Source organism: Eisenbergiella tayi, from assembly GCF_001881565.1.
Classification (GTDB): domain Bacteria; phylum Bacillota; class Clostridia; order Lachnospirales; family Lachnospiraceae; genus Eisenbergiella; species Eisenbergiella tayi.
The window spans coordinates 62575-79051 of record NZ_MPDJ01000015.1; the positions used below are offsets into that span (position 1 = coordinate 62575).

Annotated in this window: 16 protein-coding genes; 8 read left to right on the plus strand and 8 right to left on the minus strand. The window is 49.3% G+C overall.

Features of this window, described 5'->3' with window-relative positions; genetic code table 11:
- Positions 1–18: 18 nt before the first annotated feature.
- Genes BLA28_RS31500 through BLA28_RS31510 form a run of 3 tightly spaced genes read left to right on the plus strand, consistent with a single transcriptional unit; the run spans position 19 to position 2642 of the window.
- Positions 19–1173, plus strand: coding sequence for an NAD(P)-dependent malic enzyme (locus BLA28_RS31500; protein WP_069155156.1), 1155 nt, complete (start codon positions 19–21; stop codon positions 1171–1173).
- Positions 1174–1177: 4 nt separating this feature from the next.
- Entirely contained in the window at positions 1178–2218 is a 1041-nt protein-coding gene (locus tag BLA28_RS31505; protein ID WP_069155408.1) for a TIGR01212 family radical SAM protein, read from the plus strand.
- The gene (locus tag BLA28_RS31510; protein WP_025483092.1) at positions 2127–2642 is read left to right on the plus strand and encodes a DUF4364 family protein; all 516 of its coding nucleotides are present in this window, start codon (positions 2127–2129) and stop codon (positions 2640–2642) included. Before BLA28_RS31505 ends, BLA28_RS31510 begins: the two co-directional genes overlap by 92 nt.
- Before the next feature lie 126 nt (positions 2643–2768).
- On the opposite strand, the gene BLA28_RS31515 is transcribed toward BLA28_RS31510, so the two are convergent.
- Both BLA28_RS31515 and BLA28_RS31520 read right to left on the minus strand, forming a co-directional pair.
- The gene (locus tag BLA28_RS31515) at positions 2769–3452 is read right to left on the minus strand and encodes a D-lyxose/D-mannose family sugar isomerase (protein WP_044964157.1); all 684 of its coding nucleotides are present in this window, start codon (positions 3450–3452) and stop codon (positions 2769–2771) included.
- 170 nt (positions 3453–3622) lie between these two features.
- Positions 3623–4996, minus strand: coding sequence for a replication-associated recombination protein A (locus BLA28_RS31520; protein ID WP_009254063.1), 1374 nt, complete (start codon positions 4994–4996; stop codon positions 3623–3625).
- Positions 4997–5162: 166 nt separating this feature from the next.
- On the opposite strand from BLA28_RS31520, the gene BLA28_RS31525 reads away from it, so the two are divergent.
- Positions 5163–5384 carry a hypothetical protein gene (locus tag BLA28_RS31525; RefSeq protein WP_009254064.1) on the plus strand — a complete coding sequence of 74 codons (222 nt, stop codon included), beginning with the start codon at positions 5163–5165 and terminating at the stop codon, positions 5382–5384.
- Between the two features lie 49 nt (positions 5385–5433).
- Here BLA28_RS31525 and BLA28_RS31530 read toward each other — a convergent pair whose 3' ends face one another.
- The 4 genes from BLA28_RS31530 to BLA28_RS31545 all read right to left on the minus strand — a co-directional run bounded on the left by BLA28_RS31530 (position 5434) and on the right by BLA28_RS31545 (position 8822).
- A complete protein-coding gene (locus tag BLA28_RS31530) occupies positions 5434–6141 on the minus strand; it encodes a polysaccharide deacetylase family protein (RefSeq protein WP_016360334.1) in 708 nt (235 codons plus the stop codon).
- Positions 6142–6210: 69 nt separating this feature from the next.
- Positions 6211–7152 (minus strand): 2-hydroxyacid dehydrogenase, encoded by a 942-nt coding sequence (locus tag BLA28_RS31535; protein WP_069155407.1) that lies wholly within the window; start codon positions 7150–7152, stop codon positions 6211–6213.
- A gap of 16 nt (positions 7153–7168) precedes the next feature.
- Positions 7169–8656, minus strand: coding sequence for an ASKHA domain-containing protein (locus BLA28_RS31540; RefSeq protein WP_069155406.1), 1488 nt, complete (start codon positions 8654–8656; stop codon positions 7169–7171).
- Positions 8649–8822 carry a DUF4250 domain-containing protein gene (locus BLA28_RS31545; RefSeq protein ID WP_044964092.1) on the minus strand — a complete coding sequence of 58 codons (174 nt, stop codon included), beginning with the start codon at positions 8820–8822 and terminating at the stop codon, positions 8649–8651. Before BLA28_RS31545 ends, BLA28_RS31540 begins: the two co-directional genes overlap by 8 nt.
- 402 nt (positions 8823–9224) lie before the next feature.
- On the opposite strand from BLA28_RS31545, the gene BLA28_RS31550 reads away from it, so the two are divergent.
- Together BLA28_RS31550 and BLA28_RS33920 are read left to right on the plus strand one after the other, a co-directional pair.
- On the plus strand, positions 9225–10364 hold the full coding sequence (locus BLA28_RS31550) for a sodium ion-translocating decarboxylase subunit beta (protein WP_044964093.1): 1140 nt from the start codon (positions 9225–9227) through the stop codon (positions 10362–10364).
- Between the two features lie 91 nt (positions 10365–10455).
- On the plus strand, positions 10456–10605 hold the full coding sequence (locus tag BLA28_RS33920) for a hypothetical protein (protein ID WP_165868914.1): 150 nt from the start codon (positions 10456–10458) through the stop codon (positions 10603–10605).
- Between the two features lie 60 nt (positions 10606–10665).
- On the opposite strand, the gene clpB is transcribed toward BLA28_RS33920, so the two are convergent.
- Positions 10666–13272 carry an ATP-dependent chaperone ClpB gene (gene clpB / locus BLA28_RS31555; protein WP_044964095.1) on the minus strand — a complete coding sequence of 869 codons (2607 nt, stop codon included), beginning with the start codon at positions 13270–13272 and terminating at the stop codon, positions 10666–10668.
- Positions 13273–13856: 584 nt separating this feature from the next.
- On the opposite strand from clpB, the gene BLA28_RS31560 reads away from it, so the two are divergent.
- Both BLA28_RS31560 and BLA28_RS31565 read left to right on the plus strand, forming a co-directional pair.
- The gene (locus BLA28_RS31560; RefSeq protein ID WP_069155405.1) at positions 13857–15224 is read left to right on the plus strand and encodes an MATE family efflux transporter; all 1368 of its coding nucleotides are present in this window, start codon (positions 13857–13859) and stop codon (positions 15222–15224) included.
- Positions 15208–15741: a phosphatase PAP2 family protein gene (locus BLA28_RS31565; protein WP_069155404.1), complete on the plus strand. Its 534-nt coding sequence runs from the start codon at positions 15208–15210 to the stop codon at positions 15739–15741. Before BLA28_RS31560 ends, BLA28_RS31565 begins: the two co-directional genes overlap by 17 nt.
- A 170-nt stretch (positions 15742–15911) precedes the next feature.
- Here BLA28_RS31565 and BLA28_RS31570 read toward each other — a convergent pair whose 3' ends face one another.
- On the minus strand, positions 15912–16214 hold the full coding sequence (locus BLA28_RS31570) for a hypothetical protein (protein WP_009254075.1): 303 nt from the start codon (positions 16212–16214) through the stop codon (positions 15912–15914).
- Positions 16215–16477: the final 263 nt, after the last annotated feature.

Sequence of the window (16477 nt, forward strand, 5' to 3'; positions counted from 1 at the left end):
AGGCGGAGGAATAAATTTATGAATACAAACGAAAAAGCACTGGAATTACATAAAGAGTGGAACGGCAAATTAGAAACCGTTTCCAAAACACCTGTAAAATCAAGGGAAGACCTTTCACTTGCCTATACTCCGGGCGTGGCAGAGCCGTGCAAGGTCATTGCCGGGGATAAAGAAGCTGCTTATACCTATACCATAAAGGCCAATACCATTGCGGTGGTTTCCGACGGTTCCGCGGTTCTTGGCCTGGGTAATATCGGCCCCTATGCGGCCATGCCTGTTATGGAAGGGAAAGCGGTACTTTTCAAGGAATTCGGAGGGGTAAACGCGGTTCCCATCTGCCTGGATACCCAGGATACGGAAGAAATCATCAAGGCGGTCACCTGGATGGCTCCCGGCTTCGGCGGTATCAACCTGGAGGATATCAGCGCTCCCCGCTGCTTTGAAATTGAAGAACGCCTGAAGGAAACTCTGGATATCCCTGTTTTCCATGACGATCAGCATGGAACGGCCATCGTAGTCCTTGCCGGGGTTATCAATGCCCTGAAGGTAACCGGCAAGAAAAAGGAAGACTGCCGTGTCGTTGTGAACGGCGCGGGAAGCGCGGGAGTAGCTATCACCAAACTGCTTCTGAATTATGGTTTTCCTCATATTATTATGTGTGACAAATCCGGCATTCTTTCCAAGAACAGTTCTGATCTGAACTGGATGCAGGAAAAAATGATGGAGGTAACCAATCTGGAAGGAAAAACCGGCTCCCTTGCCGATGCCATGAAGGGCGCCGATATCTTTGTAGGAGTATCCGCTCCCGGAATTGTATCTGCGGAAATGGTTTCTTCCATGAATAAGGACGCCATTCTTTTTGCCATGGCCAATCCGGTACCTGAAATCATGCCCGACATCGCCAAAGCTGCCGGAGCAAAAGTAGTAGGTACCGGCCGCAGTGATTTCCCCAATCAGGTGAATAACGTTGTCGCTTTCCCTGGTATCTTCAAAGGAGCGCTGGAAGGCCGCGCAACCCAGATTACGGAAGAAATGAAACTGGCCGCTGCCCTGGCTATCGCTTCACTGGTGCCGGACGAAGAATTAAATGAAGACAACATCATGCCGGAGGCCTTCAATCCCAAGGTTGCGGAAGTGGTGGCTCAGGCCGTAAAATCCCATATTGCCCGCTGAGCCCATGGATTATCATGGCAAGCCCTATTATTCCCTTGATGCCTGGTGTAAAAATACCTATGGGGAAAAATTATATAAAATTGCATTAGACGCGGGCCTTACCTGCCCCAACAGAGATGGTACCCTGGACAGCAGAGGCTGTATCTTCTGCAGCGCGGGCGGAAGCGGGGAATTTGCCGCAGGGAGACTGCCCGGAGCTGAGCCGGTGGATGGCCCGTTTTCCATCCGGGAACAGCTGGAAGCCGGAAAAAAGCTTTTGGAAAAGAAAAAAACAGGCCGCCGCTATATCGCGTATTTTCAGGCCTATACTAACACCTACGGTCCTGTGGATTATCTGGCCTCCATTTACCGCCAGGCTCTTATGGAACCGGATATTGCCGGTATTTCCATCGCTACCAGGCCCGATTGTCTCGGAACAGAGATTATGCGTTTGTTTGCTTCCCTGAAACAGGATTTTCCGGATAAATTCATCTGGATTGAGCTGGGACTTCAGACGATCCACGAAGAAACGGCTCTGTTTATCCGCAGAGGATATCCCCTTTCCTGTTTTACCGAAGCGATGGAAGCTCTTCATAAAGCGGATATTCCTGTAATCGTCCATGTCATTCTGGGACTTCCCGGGGAAACGGAGGAAATGCTTCTGCAGACCATCCGTTTTCTGAATCGCTGCGGAATATTCGGAATCAAGCTGCAGCTTCTTCATATTCTGGAAAATACAGATCTTGCCGTCCTTTACCGGGCAGGAAAAGTCCCGGTACTCTCCATGGACGCCTATCTGTCTTACTTACAAAAGTGCATTGCCGCCCTTTCTCCCGATATTGTCATTCACCGGGTAACAGGCGACGGACCGAAAAATATATTGATCGCTCCGTCCTGGAGCAGCAATAAACGTAACGTGTTGAACACGCTTCATCAGCGCATGAAGCTTTCCTCTATCAGACAAGGACAATGCTATGAATCAGGAACCTTTGACTCTCTACAAATTGATTGTGCTTTATATGTTGGACAGGGTCACTTTTCCCCTGACCACAGCCCAGATCAGTGAATTTATCCTGGAAAAGGAGTATACCAATTTTCTCACTCTCCAGACGGCCATTTCCGAATTGACGGAAACAGGCCTGGCAGAATCCCGGACCCTTCTCAACCGTACCCAGCTCCAGATTACGGAGGAAGGCCGGAATACCCTGCATTTTTTTGAAAACAGGATCAGCGATGCCATTAAAAGGGACATTATCGACTATTTCAAAAACCATAAGCTGGAACTGCGCAATGAGTCCTCTATTCAGAGCAATTTTTACAAACTGGTAAACGGCGAATTCGAGGCACAGCTCGTGGCAAAGGATAAGGACGTGGATCTTGTAAATATACGGATTTCCGTTCCCACCCAGGAACTGGCCGCTTCCATCTGTGATAACTGGCAGAAAAAAAACAAAGAAATATACCAGTATCTGACTGAGCAGCTTTTCTGAATTATTATAAAAAACAGCCCCCGGCCGGTAAGCTTCACTGTAATGTGAATTCTTACGGCCGCGGGGCTGTTTTCATTTATTCCCGCGCGCCGGTTTGGCGGCTGACGCAGGGCTTTGGTTCTTTTCTCAATCCTTTGCAGCAGGATATTCGTTGCACAGAAGTCTGTAAGGAGGTTCATCCTCTTCGATTTCAGGGAAACGGCCGATAGGCTCGTAGAAACGGTTATCCGTATTATCATCATTGCACATGGACACTTCACCCAGCAGTACAGGGCCGGTTCCGGGTTCCAGTTCAAAATCATGATACATATAAGGATAGATAGTAATGGATTCGCCGGGTTTCAGCTTCACCTGTGTTCCTGCCGGAACCGTGAATTCCCGTCCGTCACAGTTAACGGTAACATCCGTATCCGCGAACTGTTCGTCCTTTGTGGAATTGTATACACGAATCAGTACATTTCCGCCGCCTCTGTTGATGATGTCTTCCATCTTGTTCCAGTGGAAATGCATGGGCGCCATCTGTCCTTCCTTTATGTACAGAAGCTTTTCCGCATAGGTTTTGGTATATTTGGGATTCTTCAGGTTGCCGTTACGGATGGTAATCAGCGAAAAACCAACCTCGTCGAATTTGCCCAGGCCGTAATCTGTAATATCCCAGCCAAGCATGTTGTCCCGGATTTCATCATATTCATGGCTCTTGTTCTGCCATTCCTCCGGAGTGAAATCGCAGAAGGGCGGCAGCTCGAAACGATGCTCTTTTACCATGGCTTCCATTTCTTTCAGCGCCGCATTGATTTCTGATCTCTTCATAATTTTCAGTACCCCCATTTCTGGTTTTCCAAGTTTTTTCTTGGTATCAGTGGTATTATACCTTGTCCTGCGTCTTCATACAAGTATACTTTTTTTACTTTTACGTAAAAATACGTTAGATTTTTTTCCACATCCTGATGCAAATTAAGAAACGTACTGCTGATAAGCTCTCAGCCTCTCTTCGGCACATCATTTCCGTTATCCTTTTCTTCCTCCTGACCGGCTGCCTCCTGCCTGATGCGCTTCATATGTTCCCTGATTTTTACCTCATAGCCATTCCCGGAAGGCCTGTAAAATTCCCTTCCGCTCAATTCATACGGCAGATACTGCTGCCTCACATAATTATTCGGATAATTATGGGCATATTTATAATCCAGTCCGTGTCCCAATTTTGCCGCTCCTTTATAATGTGCATCCTGCAGATGAGAGGGAATCGGCAGGTTTCCGGTTTCCTGTACACAGCGCATGGCCTCATCAATCGCGCATACCGAAGAATTGCTTTTAGGGGCGCAGGCCACATATGTCACCGCATTGGCAAGAATGATCTGGGCCTCCGGCATACCCACCCGTTCCACGGCAAGGGACGCCGTAACCGCCACCTGAAGCGCCTGAGGATCCGCGTTTCCCACATCCTCCGAAGCGCAGATCATAATCCTTCTTGCGATAAAAGTAACACTCTCTCCCGCATAGAGCATTTTAGCAAGATAATAAACGGCCGCATCCGGATCCGAACCTCTCATGCTCTTGATAAATGCGGAGATCGTATCGTAATGGTTGTCTCCTGTTTTATCGTATTTTACCACACGTTTCTGAATGCATTCTCCCGCCACATCCAACGTTATATGTATCTTCCCGTCCTCTCCGCGAGGCGTCGTCATAATTCCCAGCTCCACAGCATTGAGGGCGTGCCTGGCATCCCCTCCTGCCAAATCCGCCAGAAAATCCATGGCATCCTCTTCTATCACGGCATTATAAGCGCCCATTCCTTTTTGCTCATCATACACAGCCCTGCGGATGAGTTCCTTTACATCCTCCCGGGACAAGGGCTTCAGTTCAAAAATAATGGAACGGGATATCAGCGCGCCGTTCACCTCAAAATAGGGATTTTCCGTGGTTGCGCCGATAAGGACGATAGTGCCGTCCTCCACGAAAGGCAGAAGATAATCCTGCTGGCCTTTATTGAACCGGTGAATCTCATCAATAAACAGAATCGTTTTTTTCCCATACATCCCCTGGGTGTTTTTGGCCTTCGCCACCACTTCCTCCATGTCCTTTTTCCCGGAAACTGTGGCATTGATTTGGGTAAACTCCGCACTCGTCGTATTGGCAATAACCTTTGCCAGTGTCGTTTTCCCCGTTCCCGGCGGCCCGTAAAAAATGATGGAGCTGATCTTATCCGCCTGGATCGCCCGGTAAAGCAGCTTGTCCTTGCCGATAATATGCTGCTGCCCCACCACCTCGTCCAAAGTCGTGGGACGAAGCCTGGCCGCCAGCGGGGCTTCCTTTTCCATGTTGTTTTCTCTCATATAATCAAATAAATCCATTATTTCTTCTCCCACAGCCGCATTCCTTTTTCCTTTCACGGCTTCCTTTATTATAACGAACCCCTATAGACAAGTCAAACATTCTGCGGTTCTCCATTGCCTGAATTCACTCCGCATATTTTAACGCCACATCCATATACTAAAGGGCAAAAGGAGGAGCAACAGCATGAAAGATGAAGATTACAATATTCCTGAGGATCAGGATTATACCAGCGCCGTGTCAGCCTATGACTGTACCGGTCTGATCCCTGCCGGCACCGTACATGAAAAAGAGCTGGAGGCTTATAAGGAGCTTTATCCCTTCGGCGCACCTGACATGAGCAGCCAGGAGATCGCACAAATGAGAGAAAAGAACAAAAAGGATGCTTCCGATACAGCGAAGCAGTAAAAGGGAAAAAGCCCGGAATGCACACAGCCTTCCGGGCCTTACAGGTTTTTCAGTCAAACAGGATTTCATCCACTGTCACGAATTCATATCCTTCCGCCTGAAGGATATCCACAATCTGCAGAGCGGCCGTCACTGTGGAATCATAGGAATCATGCATGAGGATAATGCTGTTTTCCTTTGTATGGGACAGTACGTTCCGTACTATTTTATCCACATTGGTAGAGCACCAGTCCAGGGGATCCACATCCCATAATACGGGAAACATATTCAGTTCCTTTTCATATTTTTTATCCCAGGAGCCATAAGGAGGCCGGATAAAGGAGGTTTCCTTCCCCGTCACCTCCTGGATGATTTCGTTGGTGGAAACAATTTCTGCTTTGAATTCTTCGGTATTGGCTGCCGTCAGCTGTACATGATGGAAGGTATGGTTTCCAATCAGATGCCCTTCATCACTGGCTCTTTTCACTATATCCGGATAGCTTTCCACATTCTGTCCCGTAACGAAAAACGTCACCTTCACATCCCTTTTTTTCAGGCCGTCCAGAAGCTGGGGAGTGCATACCGGACTGGGGCCGTCGTCAAAGGTAAGGGCGATCTTTCCCTTATAGGGCGCCTCATCCTCATAACCGGAGTCCGCCATCGTATTCGACCAGACCTCCTGCCTTTTTGCGCTTCCATTCTCCCGGGACAGGAAGGTAAGTGCCGCCACAAAAAGAAACATGGTCAGAAAGGCTATCCATTTCTTTCCCTTCAGCATGACGCTGCCTCTTTGTTTTTTGTTCTCTTAGTTACTATATGCAGCATTCCCGGAAATTATCAATCCACTTTACATAACGTTCTGCGGCCTGCCCTCCAGATACCCTGAAATATTTTCAAATACAATAACGGCTCTCTTATAAAGAGCTTCCTTCGTGGCAAAAGCCACATGAGGCGTAGCCAGCAGGTTGGGTGCCTGTAAAAGGGGATGCTCCGGGCTGATGGGCGGCTCGTTTTCAAACACATCCACCGCAGCTCCCGCAAGCCTGCCTTCCTTCAGAGCTGCTGCCAGCGCATTGCTGTCCACCACGGGTCCTCTCGCCGTATTGATCAGCACGGCTCCCGGTTTCATAAGACGCAGCTGTTCTTCCCCGATCAGTCCCTTCGTCTGTTCCGTCAGCGGCACATGAAGGGAAACAATATCACATTCCTTTAACAGAGTTTCCATATCCGTCATAATAACGCCATCCGGGCTTTTGGGACTCCGGTTATAACCATAAACCTGACAGCCGAAAGCGGCGGCCAGCTGTGCGGTGCGCGTTCCGATGGCTCCCATGCCGATAATGCCGAACTTCTTTCCTTCCAGCTCCAGCCCGATAAGGCCTGTTTTATCTTTTCCCTCCCGCACGGCCTGATTGCAGGCTACGATGCTGCGGTAAAGACTCAGCACCATGCCGAAAACCAGCTCCGGCACCGCCGTATTGGAATAACCGGCGCAGTTGCTCACCAGGATCCCTCTCTCCCTGCAGTAATCCATCGCCACATGATCCACACCGGTAAAGGCAACGGATATCATTTTCAGGTCAGGACAGTTCTCCAGCACCTCTTTTTTAAAGGGCAAATTGGAAAAAGCGAGGATATCCGCATCCTTCGCACGTTCCACAAGGGTCTTTGTATCTGTGACACGAGTGTCATAATAGACAATTTCCACCTTTCCTCCCAGTTTTTCCTGCGCAAGCCCCAGAAGCTTTTCTTTTTCCACGCCAAGCGGCTCAATAATAACAAGTTTCATCCTTCATTTCTCCTTTTCAAAAATTCAGCCGTCCCAGATAACGTTCTTCAAATCCCGGCTGCTCCGCCAGATTCATTACTTCCGCTCTCCGGCACAGATCCTTTGTTTTTTCCCGCAGGGAGGGATCCCCTCCGTACAGGCACGTGCCCAGAAGGGAGGTATTGCCCACTGCGGTCACTTTATCGGCCAGTTCTGCCGGGAACAGCCCTATCCGGGCCGCTTTCTCCACATCCAGATAATACCCGAAGCCTCCGGCAAGAAATACCTGTTCCACATCAGACGCACCGATTTCCAGCGCCTCCATCAGCAGCTCCACACCCGCACAGACGGCTGCCTTCGCCATCTGCAGCGCCCGGATATCCTGCTGGGTGATCCGCAAAGCTCCCTTCTGCCAGCCTTTTTCAAAATACGCATCCTCCAGCAGGCCGCTTTCATCTATGATACCTGTTTCCAGCATTTCTGCCAACAGGGCAATCATATCCGTTCCCGGGACGTTGGCTGCCGCCCCTCCTTCAAAAGCCGGACCGGCGGCTGTTGCTGTGCAGATCAGACGCCCTTTTCCGGCAGCCGCCATTTCTCCGTTGGTTCCCAAATCGATAAACAGCCTGCAGCTTTCCTCCCGCCGTTCTCCGAAACCGCAGGCAAGCAGCCCTGCTGCAATATCTGCCCCCACAAAGGCGGATATTCCGGGCAGAAGCCCAATCCGCGGCCCCTTATATTCCGGTTCCGGCAGCAGCTCCATTTCCTCCAGGCTCACGGGCGTAAATGGATATCTTCCCAGAGAAGCCGTATCCAGCCCCATCAGCAGATGCTCCATAGCGGTATTCCCCGCTGCCCAAATGCCCTGCGGAGCTTTTCCCAGCTTTCGGCCAAGCTGTCCGATCCCCTCCGCCAGCGCCGTTCTTACCGCTTCCGCCAGTTTCTCCGCCTGTCCGTCCGCCGCTGCCTGCAGTCTGGATAGGACATCGCTTCCCCATTGCCGCTGGGGGTTCATACAGCTGTATTCTCCGAACACATGGAGATTTCCTCCCCGCTGCCATTCCCTGACAGAAGACAGCGCCACAGCCTGCATGGCAATGGTAGTTGTCCCCAGATCCACCGCAATAATATATGGCTCATCACCACCCGGCATGGCTTTTTCTTCAGGCTTCCCCTCAGCAGGCTTTGTAATCCCGCCCTTATAGGCAGTCACTGCCTCCACCTGCCTGCTTTCCACAAATTCTACCTGAATACAGCAATCCTGCCGTACTCTGTTCATGCAGGCCAGCCGGTATCCGCCGCGCAGCTGTTCCGCCGTAAACGCGATTCTGTCCGCCGCCCCGGGAAGAGGCGCTCCATTCCCGCAGAAACGGATTCTGCAGCGTCCGCAGGTTCCTTTTCCATTACAGCAGACAAGGGAATACCCGTTCATTTTCAGTACCTGCAGAAAAACAGCCCCTTCCGGGGCGTCAATCACCTTATCCTCTTTTCCCTCCTGCCTTACCGTCACCTTCTTTTCAGACAAATTGATTCCTCTCCTCGTCATAAATATAGTCAATCCCTTTAAGCTTTTCCACAATTCCTTCCTTGTCCGCCCCGCAGTCATCGCAGAACGCATCCAGGCTCGGGTAGAAATCCCTTAATTTCATATTCATAAAACTCAGAAGCATCACCGGATCCTCAGGTATCATATTTTACTGCCTCCTGTCTTTCTCATTCAGCCATATATGGGCTTTCGTTACTTATTATAGATAATGGAATGCTTTATGGCAACATTCCCCCGCTAATTTTTTGTTCAATTTTCTTTCATTTGGGAAAAGCTCTTGACAGGCCGTCTTTACAGATGCTATTCTGATGCTAAGTTAAAGGGGAGTAGTATCTATGTACAATCAACATACCCTGATCTGTACGGCGGCCGGAGGACTTTTCTATTTTTAAGTCTGCTGCCATAATAAACGATCATGGTTGTACACTTTCTTTTTGGAAAGAACGAGACTTTTGGCGTAACGCCGGAGGTCTCTTTTTTTTATGAAAAATTGTACATCCGCTCTTCCTCTTTCTTCCACCATCAAACTCAGAAAGGATGAAAAAGTATGGAATTCATTTATGAAGGATTACTGTCCATCACCCCTCAGCAGGTCATCATGTATCTGGTCGGCCTCCTGCTCATTTATCTCGCAATCAAAAAGGAGTATGAACCCGCCCTGCTTCTTCCCATGGGCTTCGGCGCCATTCTGGTCAATCTCCCCCTGTCCGGCGTCATCAATCAGACAATGCCGGGAATCGGGGAAGTAAACGGTATTATAGAATGGCTGTTTAACGTAGGAATCGAAGCATCCGAAGCGCTGCCCATCTTACTGTTTATCGGTATCGGCGCCATGATCGACTTCGGGCCGCTCCTCTCCCAGCCCATTATGTTCCTCTTCGGAGCTGCCGCCCAGTTCGGTATTTTCTTTGCCATCTGCGCTGCCGCACTCATGGGCTTTGATTTAAAAGATGCCGCTTCCATCGGAATTATCGGCGCTGCCGACGGCCCTACCTCCATCCTGGTGTCCCAGGTGCTCGGTTCCCGTTATGTAGGGCCCATTGCCGTAGCCGCCTACTCTTATATGGCACTCGTACCCATTGTACAGCCCTTCGCTATCCGTCTGGTAACCACGAAAAAGGAACGTCTGATCCGTATGCCCGCCAAGCCCTCCAGGCCCGTGACCAAGACCACACGTATCCTGTTCCCCATCATCGTTACTTTCCTGGTAGGCCTGATTTCCCCTGCTTCCGTATCCCTTGTGGGATTCCTGATGTTCGGCAACCTCCTCCGGGAATGCGGCGTACTGGGCAATCTTTCCGAAACAGCACAAACCTCTCTTGCCAACCTGATCACCCTGTTGCTGGGCATCACCATTTCCTTCAGCATGCGCGCAGATGCCTTTGTCCGCTTTGACACGCTGCTCATCATGATCATCGGCCTTCTGGCTTTTGTGTTCGATACCATCGGCGGAGTCGTTTTTGCCAAGGTGCTGAATCTGTTCCGCAAAGAAAAAATCAATCCTATGATCGGGGCCGCCGGTATTTCGGCCTTCCCCATGTCAGCGCGTGTGGTGCAGAAAATGGCCATGAAAGAGGATCCGGGCAACATCCTCATCATGCAGGCAACCGGAGTGAATGTATCCGGCCAAATCGCCTCCGTTATCGCAGGCGGACTTGTTATCAGCCTTGTTTCCGCTTATCTGTAATCGCCGTCGGCCAGCCTGTTTGTATTCAAAGCCCCGTTTGACCAGTTGTCGGCGGGAGTAAAACTTGATTTTCCGGGAAAGGAGAATTTCTATGTGGGATAATTTTTTAATCACTCTCTCCATTATGGGGAAAGGTATGGTGGGTATTTTCACCGTAATCATTATCATCAGCCTGGTGGTGGCGCTTATGGGCCGCCTTGGAGCCGGGAAAAAAACGGATGAAAAAAAATCCGGGAAATAACAGCCATCAAGAAGAGCCGGTCCGATAGCAAGCTATCGTCCCGGCTCTTTTTCTGTTTTATTATTGCCCTGCGGTGGCAGGAACCTCTTTTCTGTGGGCTTCCAGCCTGCCGTCTTTCACATCAATGAGGATAGTATCCCCTTCTCCTACCGCATCCTGAAGAATCAGTTTAGCGGAAAGCGTCTCCACATGCTTCTGGATATATCTCTTTAACGGCCTTGCCCCATATGCCGGATCGTAAGCGTTATCCACCACAAACTGCTCTGCTGCAGGAGTGAGCTCAATCGTCAGCTCCCTGTCGGAGAGACGTTTGTTCAGATCTCCTATAATCAGCTGTATGATGCCCGCAATGTTATCCTTTGTGAGCGGTTTAAAGAGAATGATTTCATCCAGCCGGTTCAGGAATTCCGGTCTGAAATGTCCACGGAGATCCGACATTACAAATTTTTCCGTTTCCTCAGAAATCATTCCATCCTGGCTGATACCCTCCAGCAGGTAATTAGCGCCTATATTGGAGGTCATGATCAATATGGTATTCTTAAAGTCCACGGTACGTCCCTGGGAATCCGTAATACGTCCGTCATCCAGTACCTGGAGCAGCACGTTGAACACATCCGGATGGGCCTTCTCGATTTCATCGAAAAGAACAACGGAATAAGGTTTTCTCCTCACGGCTTCGGTCAGCTGTCCGCCTTCCTCATAACCCACATATCCCGGAGGCGCCCCGATCAGTCTGGATACGGAATATTTCTCCATATACTCACTCATATCTATCCGTACCATGTTGTTTTCATCATCAAAAAGAGCGGCCGCCAATGCCTTGGCCAGCTCCGTCTTACCTACGCCGGTAGGCCCCAGAAACAGGAACGAACCGATAGGCTTGCTGGGATCCTTGATTCCGGCCTTGGAACGGATAATAGCCTCCGTCACCTTTGTCACGCCTTCATCCTGGCCCACAACCCTCTTATGGAGCTCTTCGTCCAGATGCAGGGTTTTGTTTCTTTCACTCTCTGTCAGCTTGGAAATGGGAATTCCGGTCCACCTGGACACGATCCTGGCAATTTCATCCTCACTTACGCTCTCATGGACCAGGGAAAGATCCTCGCTCTTAACCGTCTCTTCCTCGATCTCCAATTGTTTGCGCAGTTCAGGCAGCTGGCCATAGCTTAACTGGGCCGCTTTTTCCAGATCCCCTTCCCGCTGGGCGATCTCTATCTGGCTGTTTACGGAATCAATCTGCTCCCTGAGTTTGGAAAGCTTATCCACACTGGCTTTTTCATTATCCCACTGCGCCTTCCGGTTCTGGAATTCTTCCTTCAGCTCGGCCAGTTCCTTCTGCAGATCAGCCAGACGTTCCTGGCTTAACCGATCCTCTTCTTTTTTCAGGGCTGCTTCTTCGATTTCCATCTGCATGATCTTCCTCTGAAGCTCATCCAGCTCGGTCGGCATGGAATCCAGTTCTGTTTTTATCAGGGCACAGGCCTCATCCACCAGGTCTATAGCCTTATCCGGCAGGAAACGGTCGGAAATATAACGGTTCGACAAAACAGCTGCGCTTACCAGCGCATTGTCCATGATTTTCACGCCATGATAAACTTCATAACGTTCCTTTAATCCCCTGAGAATGGAGATGGTATCCTCCACGGTCGGCTCCTCCACCATAACCGGCTGGAACCTTCTTTCCAGGGCTGCGTCCTTCTCGATATACTGCCTGTATTCATCCAGCGTGGTTGCGCCGATACAGTGCAGCTCGCCTCTGGCAAGCATGGGCTTGAGCATATTGCCCGCATCCATACTGCCCTCCGTCTTGCCCGCGCCAACGATGGTATGCAGCTCATCAATGAACAGGATAATCTGTCCTTCGCTGTTCTTCACATCCTCCAGCACCGCTTTCAGACGCTCCTCAAATTCACCCCTGTATTTGGCACCGGCAACCAGCGCACCCATATCCAGGGCAAATATCTTCTTATCCTTCAGTCCCTGAGGGACATCCCCCCGGACTATCCTCTGCGCCAGGCCTTCCACCACAGCTGTTTTACCGACGCCGGGTTCACCGATGAGCACGGGGTTATTCTTCGTCTTTCTGGACAAAATACGGACGACGTTGCGTATCTCCGCATCTCTGCCGATCACCGGATCCAGCTTCTGGTTTCTGGCCTTCTCCACCAGATCCTCGCCGTATTTTTCCAGCGTGTCATAAGTGGCCTCCGGGTTGTCGCTGGTAACTCTCTGATTGCCGCGCACGGTGGACAGCGCCTGGAGGAAACGCTCCCTGGTGATGCCGTATTCCGTCCAGATAGCCTTAATTTCCTTATTAGGATGCTTGATCATGCTCAGGAACAGATGCTCTACGGAAACATATTCGTCTCCCATCTGTTTCGCCTCATCCTCTGCGGATGTAAGCACCTGGTTCAGCTCTCTTCCCACATAAACCTGGCCGCCCTGTACCTTGACACGCTTGCTTACCGCGTTCTCCACCCGGTTCACAAAATGTTCCTTCTGAATACCCATTTTCTCAATCAGCTTCAGTATAAGGCTGTCTTCTATGGTAAGGAGGCTGTAGAGCAGATGTTCTTCTTCAATTTCCTGGTTGCCGTATTCATACGCCAGCTTCTGGCAGCGCTCCACGGCCTCCATGGATTTTTGTGTAAATTTGGAAATGTTCATACACATGCCCTCCTGTAATCTTCTTTGTTTTATTTGTTCTATTACTACCATAACAGTATCGTAATGCCTTGTCAACTTATTTTTATACTATTTTTGTTTTCTGTTTTAAATAAATACCTCAAACTTCGCCCATGCGCCTGTCCCCTCCGGTCCCTGTTTTCGTGGCGTCAGCCCGGTTTGGAAATCCATCCCTCTGCGCCGGCCTTGCAGGATTTCCTGTAAGGGGCGTATAAACTCGCCGGTACTAAGGCCGCGTATTTTGCGGCCTTAGTACCGCTGCGTGTTTATCCGAGCGAGAGCGTCCCCTTTAAGGATTCCTGCATGGCCGGCGCAGAGGGATGGATTTCCAAACCGGGCTGACGCCACGAAAACAGGGACCGGAGGGGACAGGCGCATGGGCGAAGTTTGAGTAAATACCTTGAGGCAGATCTACAGCATATATCCGCATGTTTTGCCGGCTGCCTCTTGTACTTCCGTCAAAACAGAGGTACAATTTATAAAGAAAGCGTTTCCATTATCCGGAAACAGCTTAAAATTTATAAATTTTTACCAATCATACATAAAAGAAGGATATCCCACATATCATGAAGACAAAATCATACGAAATCGACATGTGCAACGGCCCGCTCACCGGAAAACTTTTAAAATTTGCAGTTCCGCTCATGCTTTCCGGAATCCTGCAGCTTCTCTTCAATGCTGCCGACATTGTGGTGGTCGGCCATTTTGCCGGTCATCAGGCACTTGCGGCGGTAGGAAGCACCGGTTCCCTCATTAACCTTCTCGTAAATGTTTTCATCGGTCTGTCCATAGGAACCAATGTACTGGTTGCCAATTATACAGGGGCACACCAGGAAAAAGCAGTGAGCGAAACCGTTCATACCTCCATATTGCTGAGCCTTCTGTGCGGTACCTTTCTCATTTTTTTCGGGATTATACTGGCAAAACCGCTCTTGTCCCTGATGGGTACGCCGGATGACGTAATAAGCCAGGCCACTCTTTATATGCAGATATACTTTGTCGGTATGCCTGCCACCATGCTTTATAACTTCGGAGCGGCAGTTCTTCGTGCAACCGGAGATACCCAGCGGCCGTTATATTTCCTCTTTGCGGCCGGCATCATTAACGTGGTCCTGAATCTGATCTTTGTCATCTGCTTCCATATGGGTGTGGCAGGAGTCGCGACCGCTACCGTGATTTCACAATGTGTATCCGCCTTACTCGTACTGCGCTGTCTGCTTCATGAAACCGGCTGTTTTAAGCTGTATTTAAACAAGCTTCATATTCATAAGGATAAGCTTGTGCAGATGATACGCATCGGCCTTCCGGCAGGAATGCAGGGCGCTATTTTCTCCATTTCCAACGTACTGATCCAGTCTTCCATCAACTCCTTCGGTTCCGTCGCCATGGCGGGCAGTACCGCATCCAGCAATCTGGAAGGATTTGTTTATACCTCCATGAATGCCTTTTATCAGGCCTGTCTGAGCTTTACCAGCCAGAATCTGGGCGCCAATAAAAAGGAACGGATCAATAAGATACTGATCACCTGTGAAATACTTGTCTTTTTCGTAGGGCTGATTATGGGGAATGTGGCCTATTTCTTCGGTGACAGACTGCTGCATATTTATTCCTCGGATCCGGAAGTAATCCGCTTCGGCCTTATGCGTATGCAGGTGATCTGTACGGTATATTTTCTATGCGGTATGATGGACGTACTTGTAGGCAGCCTGAGAGGGCTTAACTATTCCATTATTCCCATGATCGTCTCCATTGTCGGTGTCTGCGGCCTGCGTATCCTGTGGATATTCACCATATTCCAATGGCACCGGAGCCTGTTTATCCTATACCTGTCCTATCCGGTCACCTGGCTGGGCACTGCCGTCGCCCATTTAATATGCTTCATTATTATAAGAAAAAAATTGGACGAAAGGAAACACTATGAGCTGGGAAATTGAATTTCTGAACTCCATACAACATCTTCTGCGCAATGAATTCCTGGATGCTGTCATGCCCTTCATATCCTCCCTTGGAAATGCGGGTATTTTCTGGATTCTGCTCACCGTCGTACTTCTTATTATACCCAAAACGCGGAAAGCAGGAGTGGCTTCCGCTATTGCCCTCGTTCTTATGCTTATAACCGGAAATATGATTTTAAAACCGCTGATAGCAAGATTAAGGCCATTTACAGTCAATACCGCTATTGAACTCCTGATTCCCCCGCCCTCAGATTTCTCCTTTCCCTCAGGACATACCTTTGCATCCTTTGCGTCGGCCACAGCCATCCTGAAAAATAACAGGCGTCTGGGTATCCCCGCCATAATCCTGGCGGTACTCATCGCTTTTTCCCGTCTGTATCTGTATGTGCACTATCCCACCGATGTATTCTTCGGACTGCTGCTCGGCATTCTGGCCGGACAGATCGGCAACTTTGCCGCCGGAAAGCTTTCCTCCCGGCTGCACCTGCCGGGCTGATACCGGTTTGTTTCTTTTTCTTCTATATATAAATGTACTTGTAACGCCCCGGGACTACAGTCTCAAAGGGAAATCTTTTGAAGCGTAACTGTACATTCAAAAAAAGCAGGTTCCCTTTACGGAAAACCTGCTTTCTCTTTGCTTTATTTTAAATAAGGCAGTTCGCTGAATTATTCAGCTGCTTCAGTAGAAGCTGTTTCAGTTGCTTCAGCAGAAGCGGTCTCTGTAGCTTCAGCTGTAGCTGATTCAGTCTCTGTAGCTGCTTCTGTTGTAGGCTCTACAGATTCGGTAGCTGCTTCTGTGGAAGCTTCTACGCTGGATTCTACTACGCTGGACTCTTCAACGCTTGCTTCTACAGTAGATTCTACTGCGCTGGATTCAACAGGTGCTGTTGTATCGCTGGAACCACAAGCTACCATCATTGCGGATGTCATAACTGCTGCTGTTAAAACTGCTACTAATTTTTTCTTCATAATTAATTCTCCTCCTAATCGAAACATACAGCTCTAATTAGCTGCATCTGTATTACGAAGATGAGGATAACACTTTTCTCTAAACTTGTAAATAGTTTTTATAAACTTTTTAAACAAAGATGAGTATAAGGGACAGCAAACATTCTGCGGTTCTCCATTGCCTGAATTCACTCCGCATATTTTAACGCCACATCCATATACTAAAGGGCAAAAGGAGGAGCAACAGCATGAAAGATGAAGATTACAATATTCCTGAGGATCAG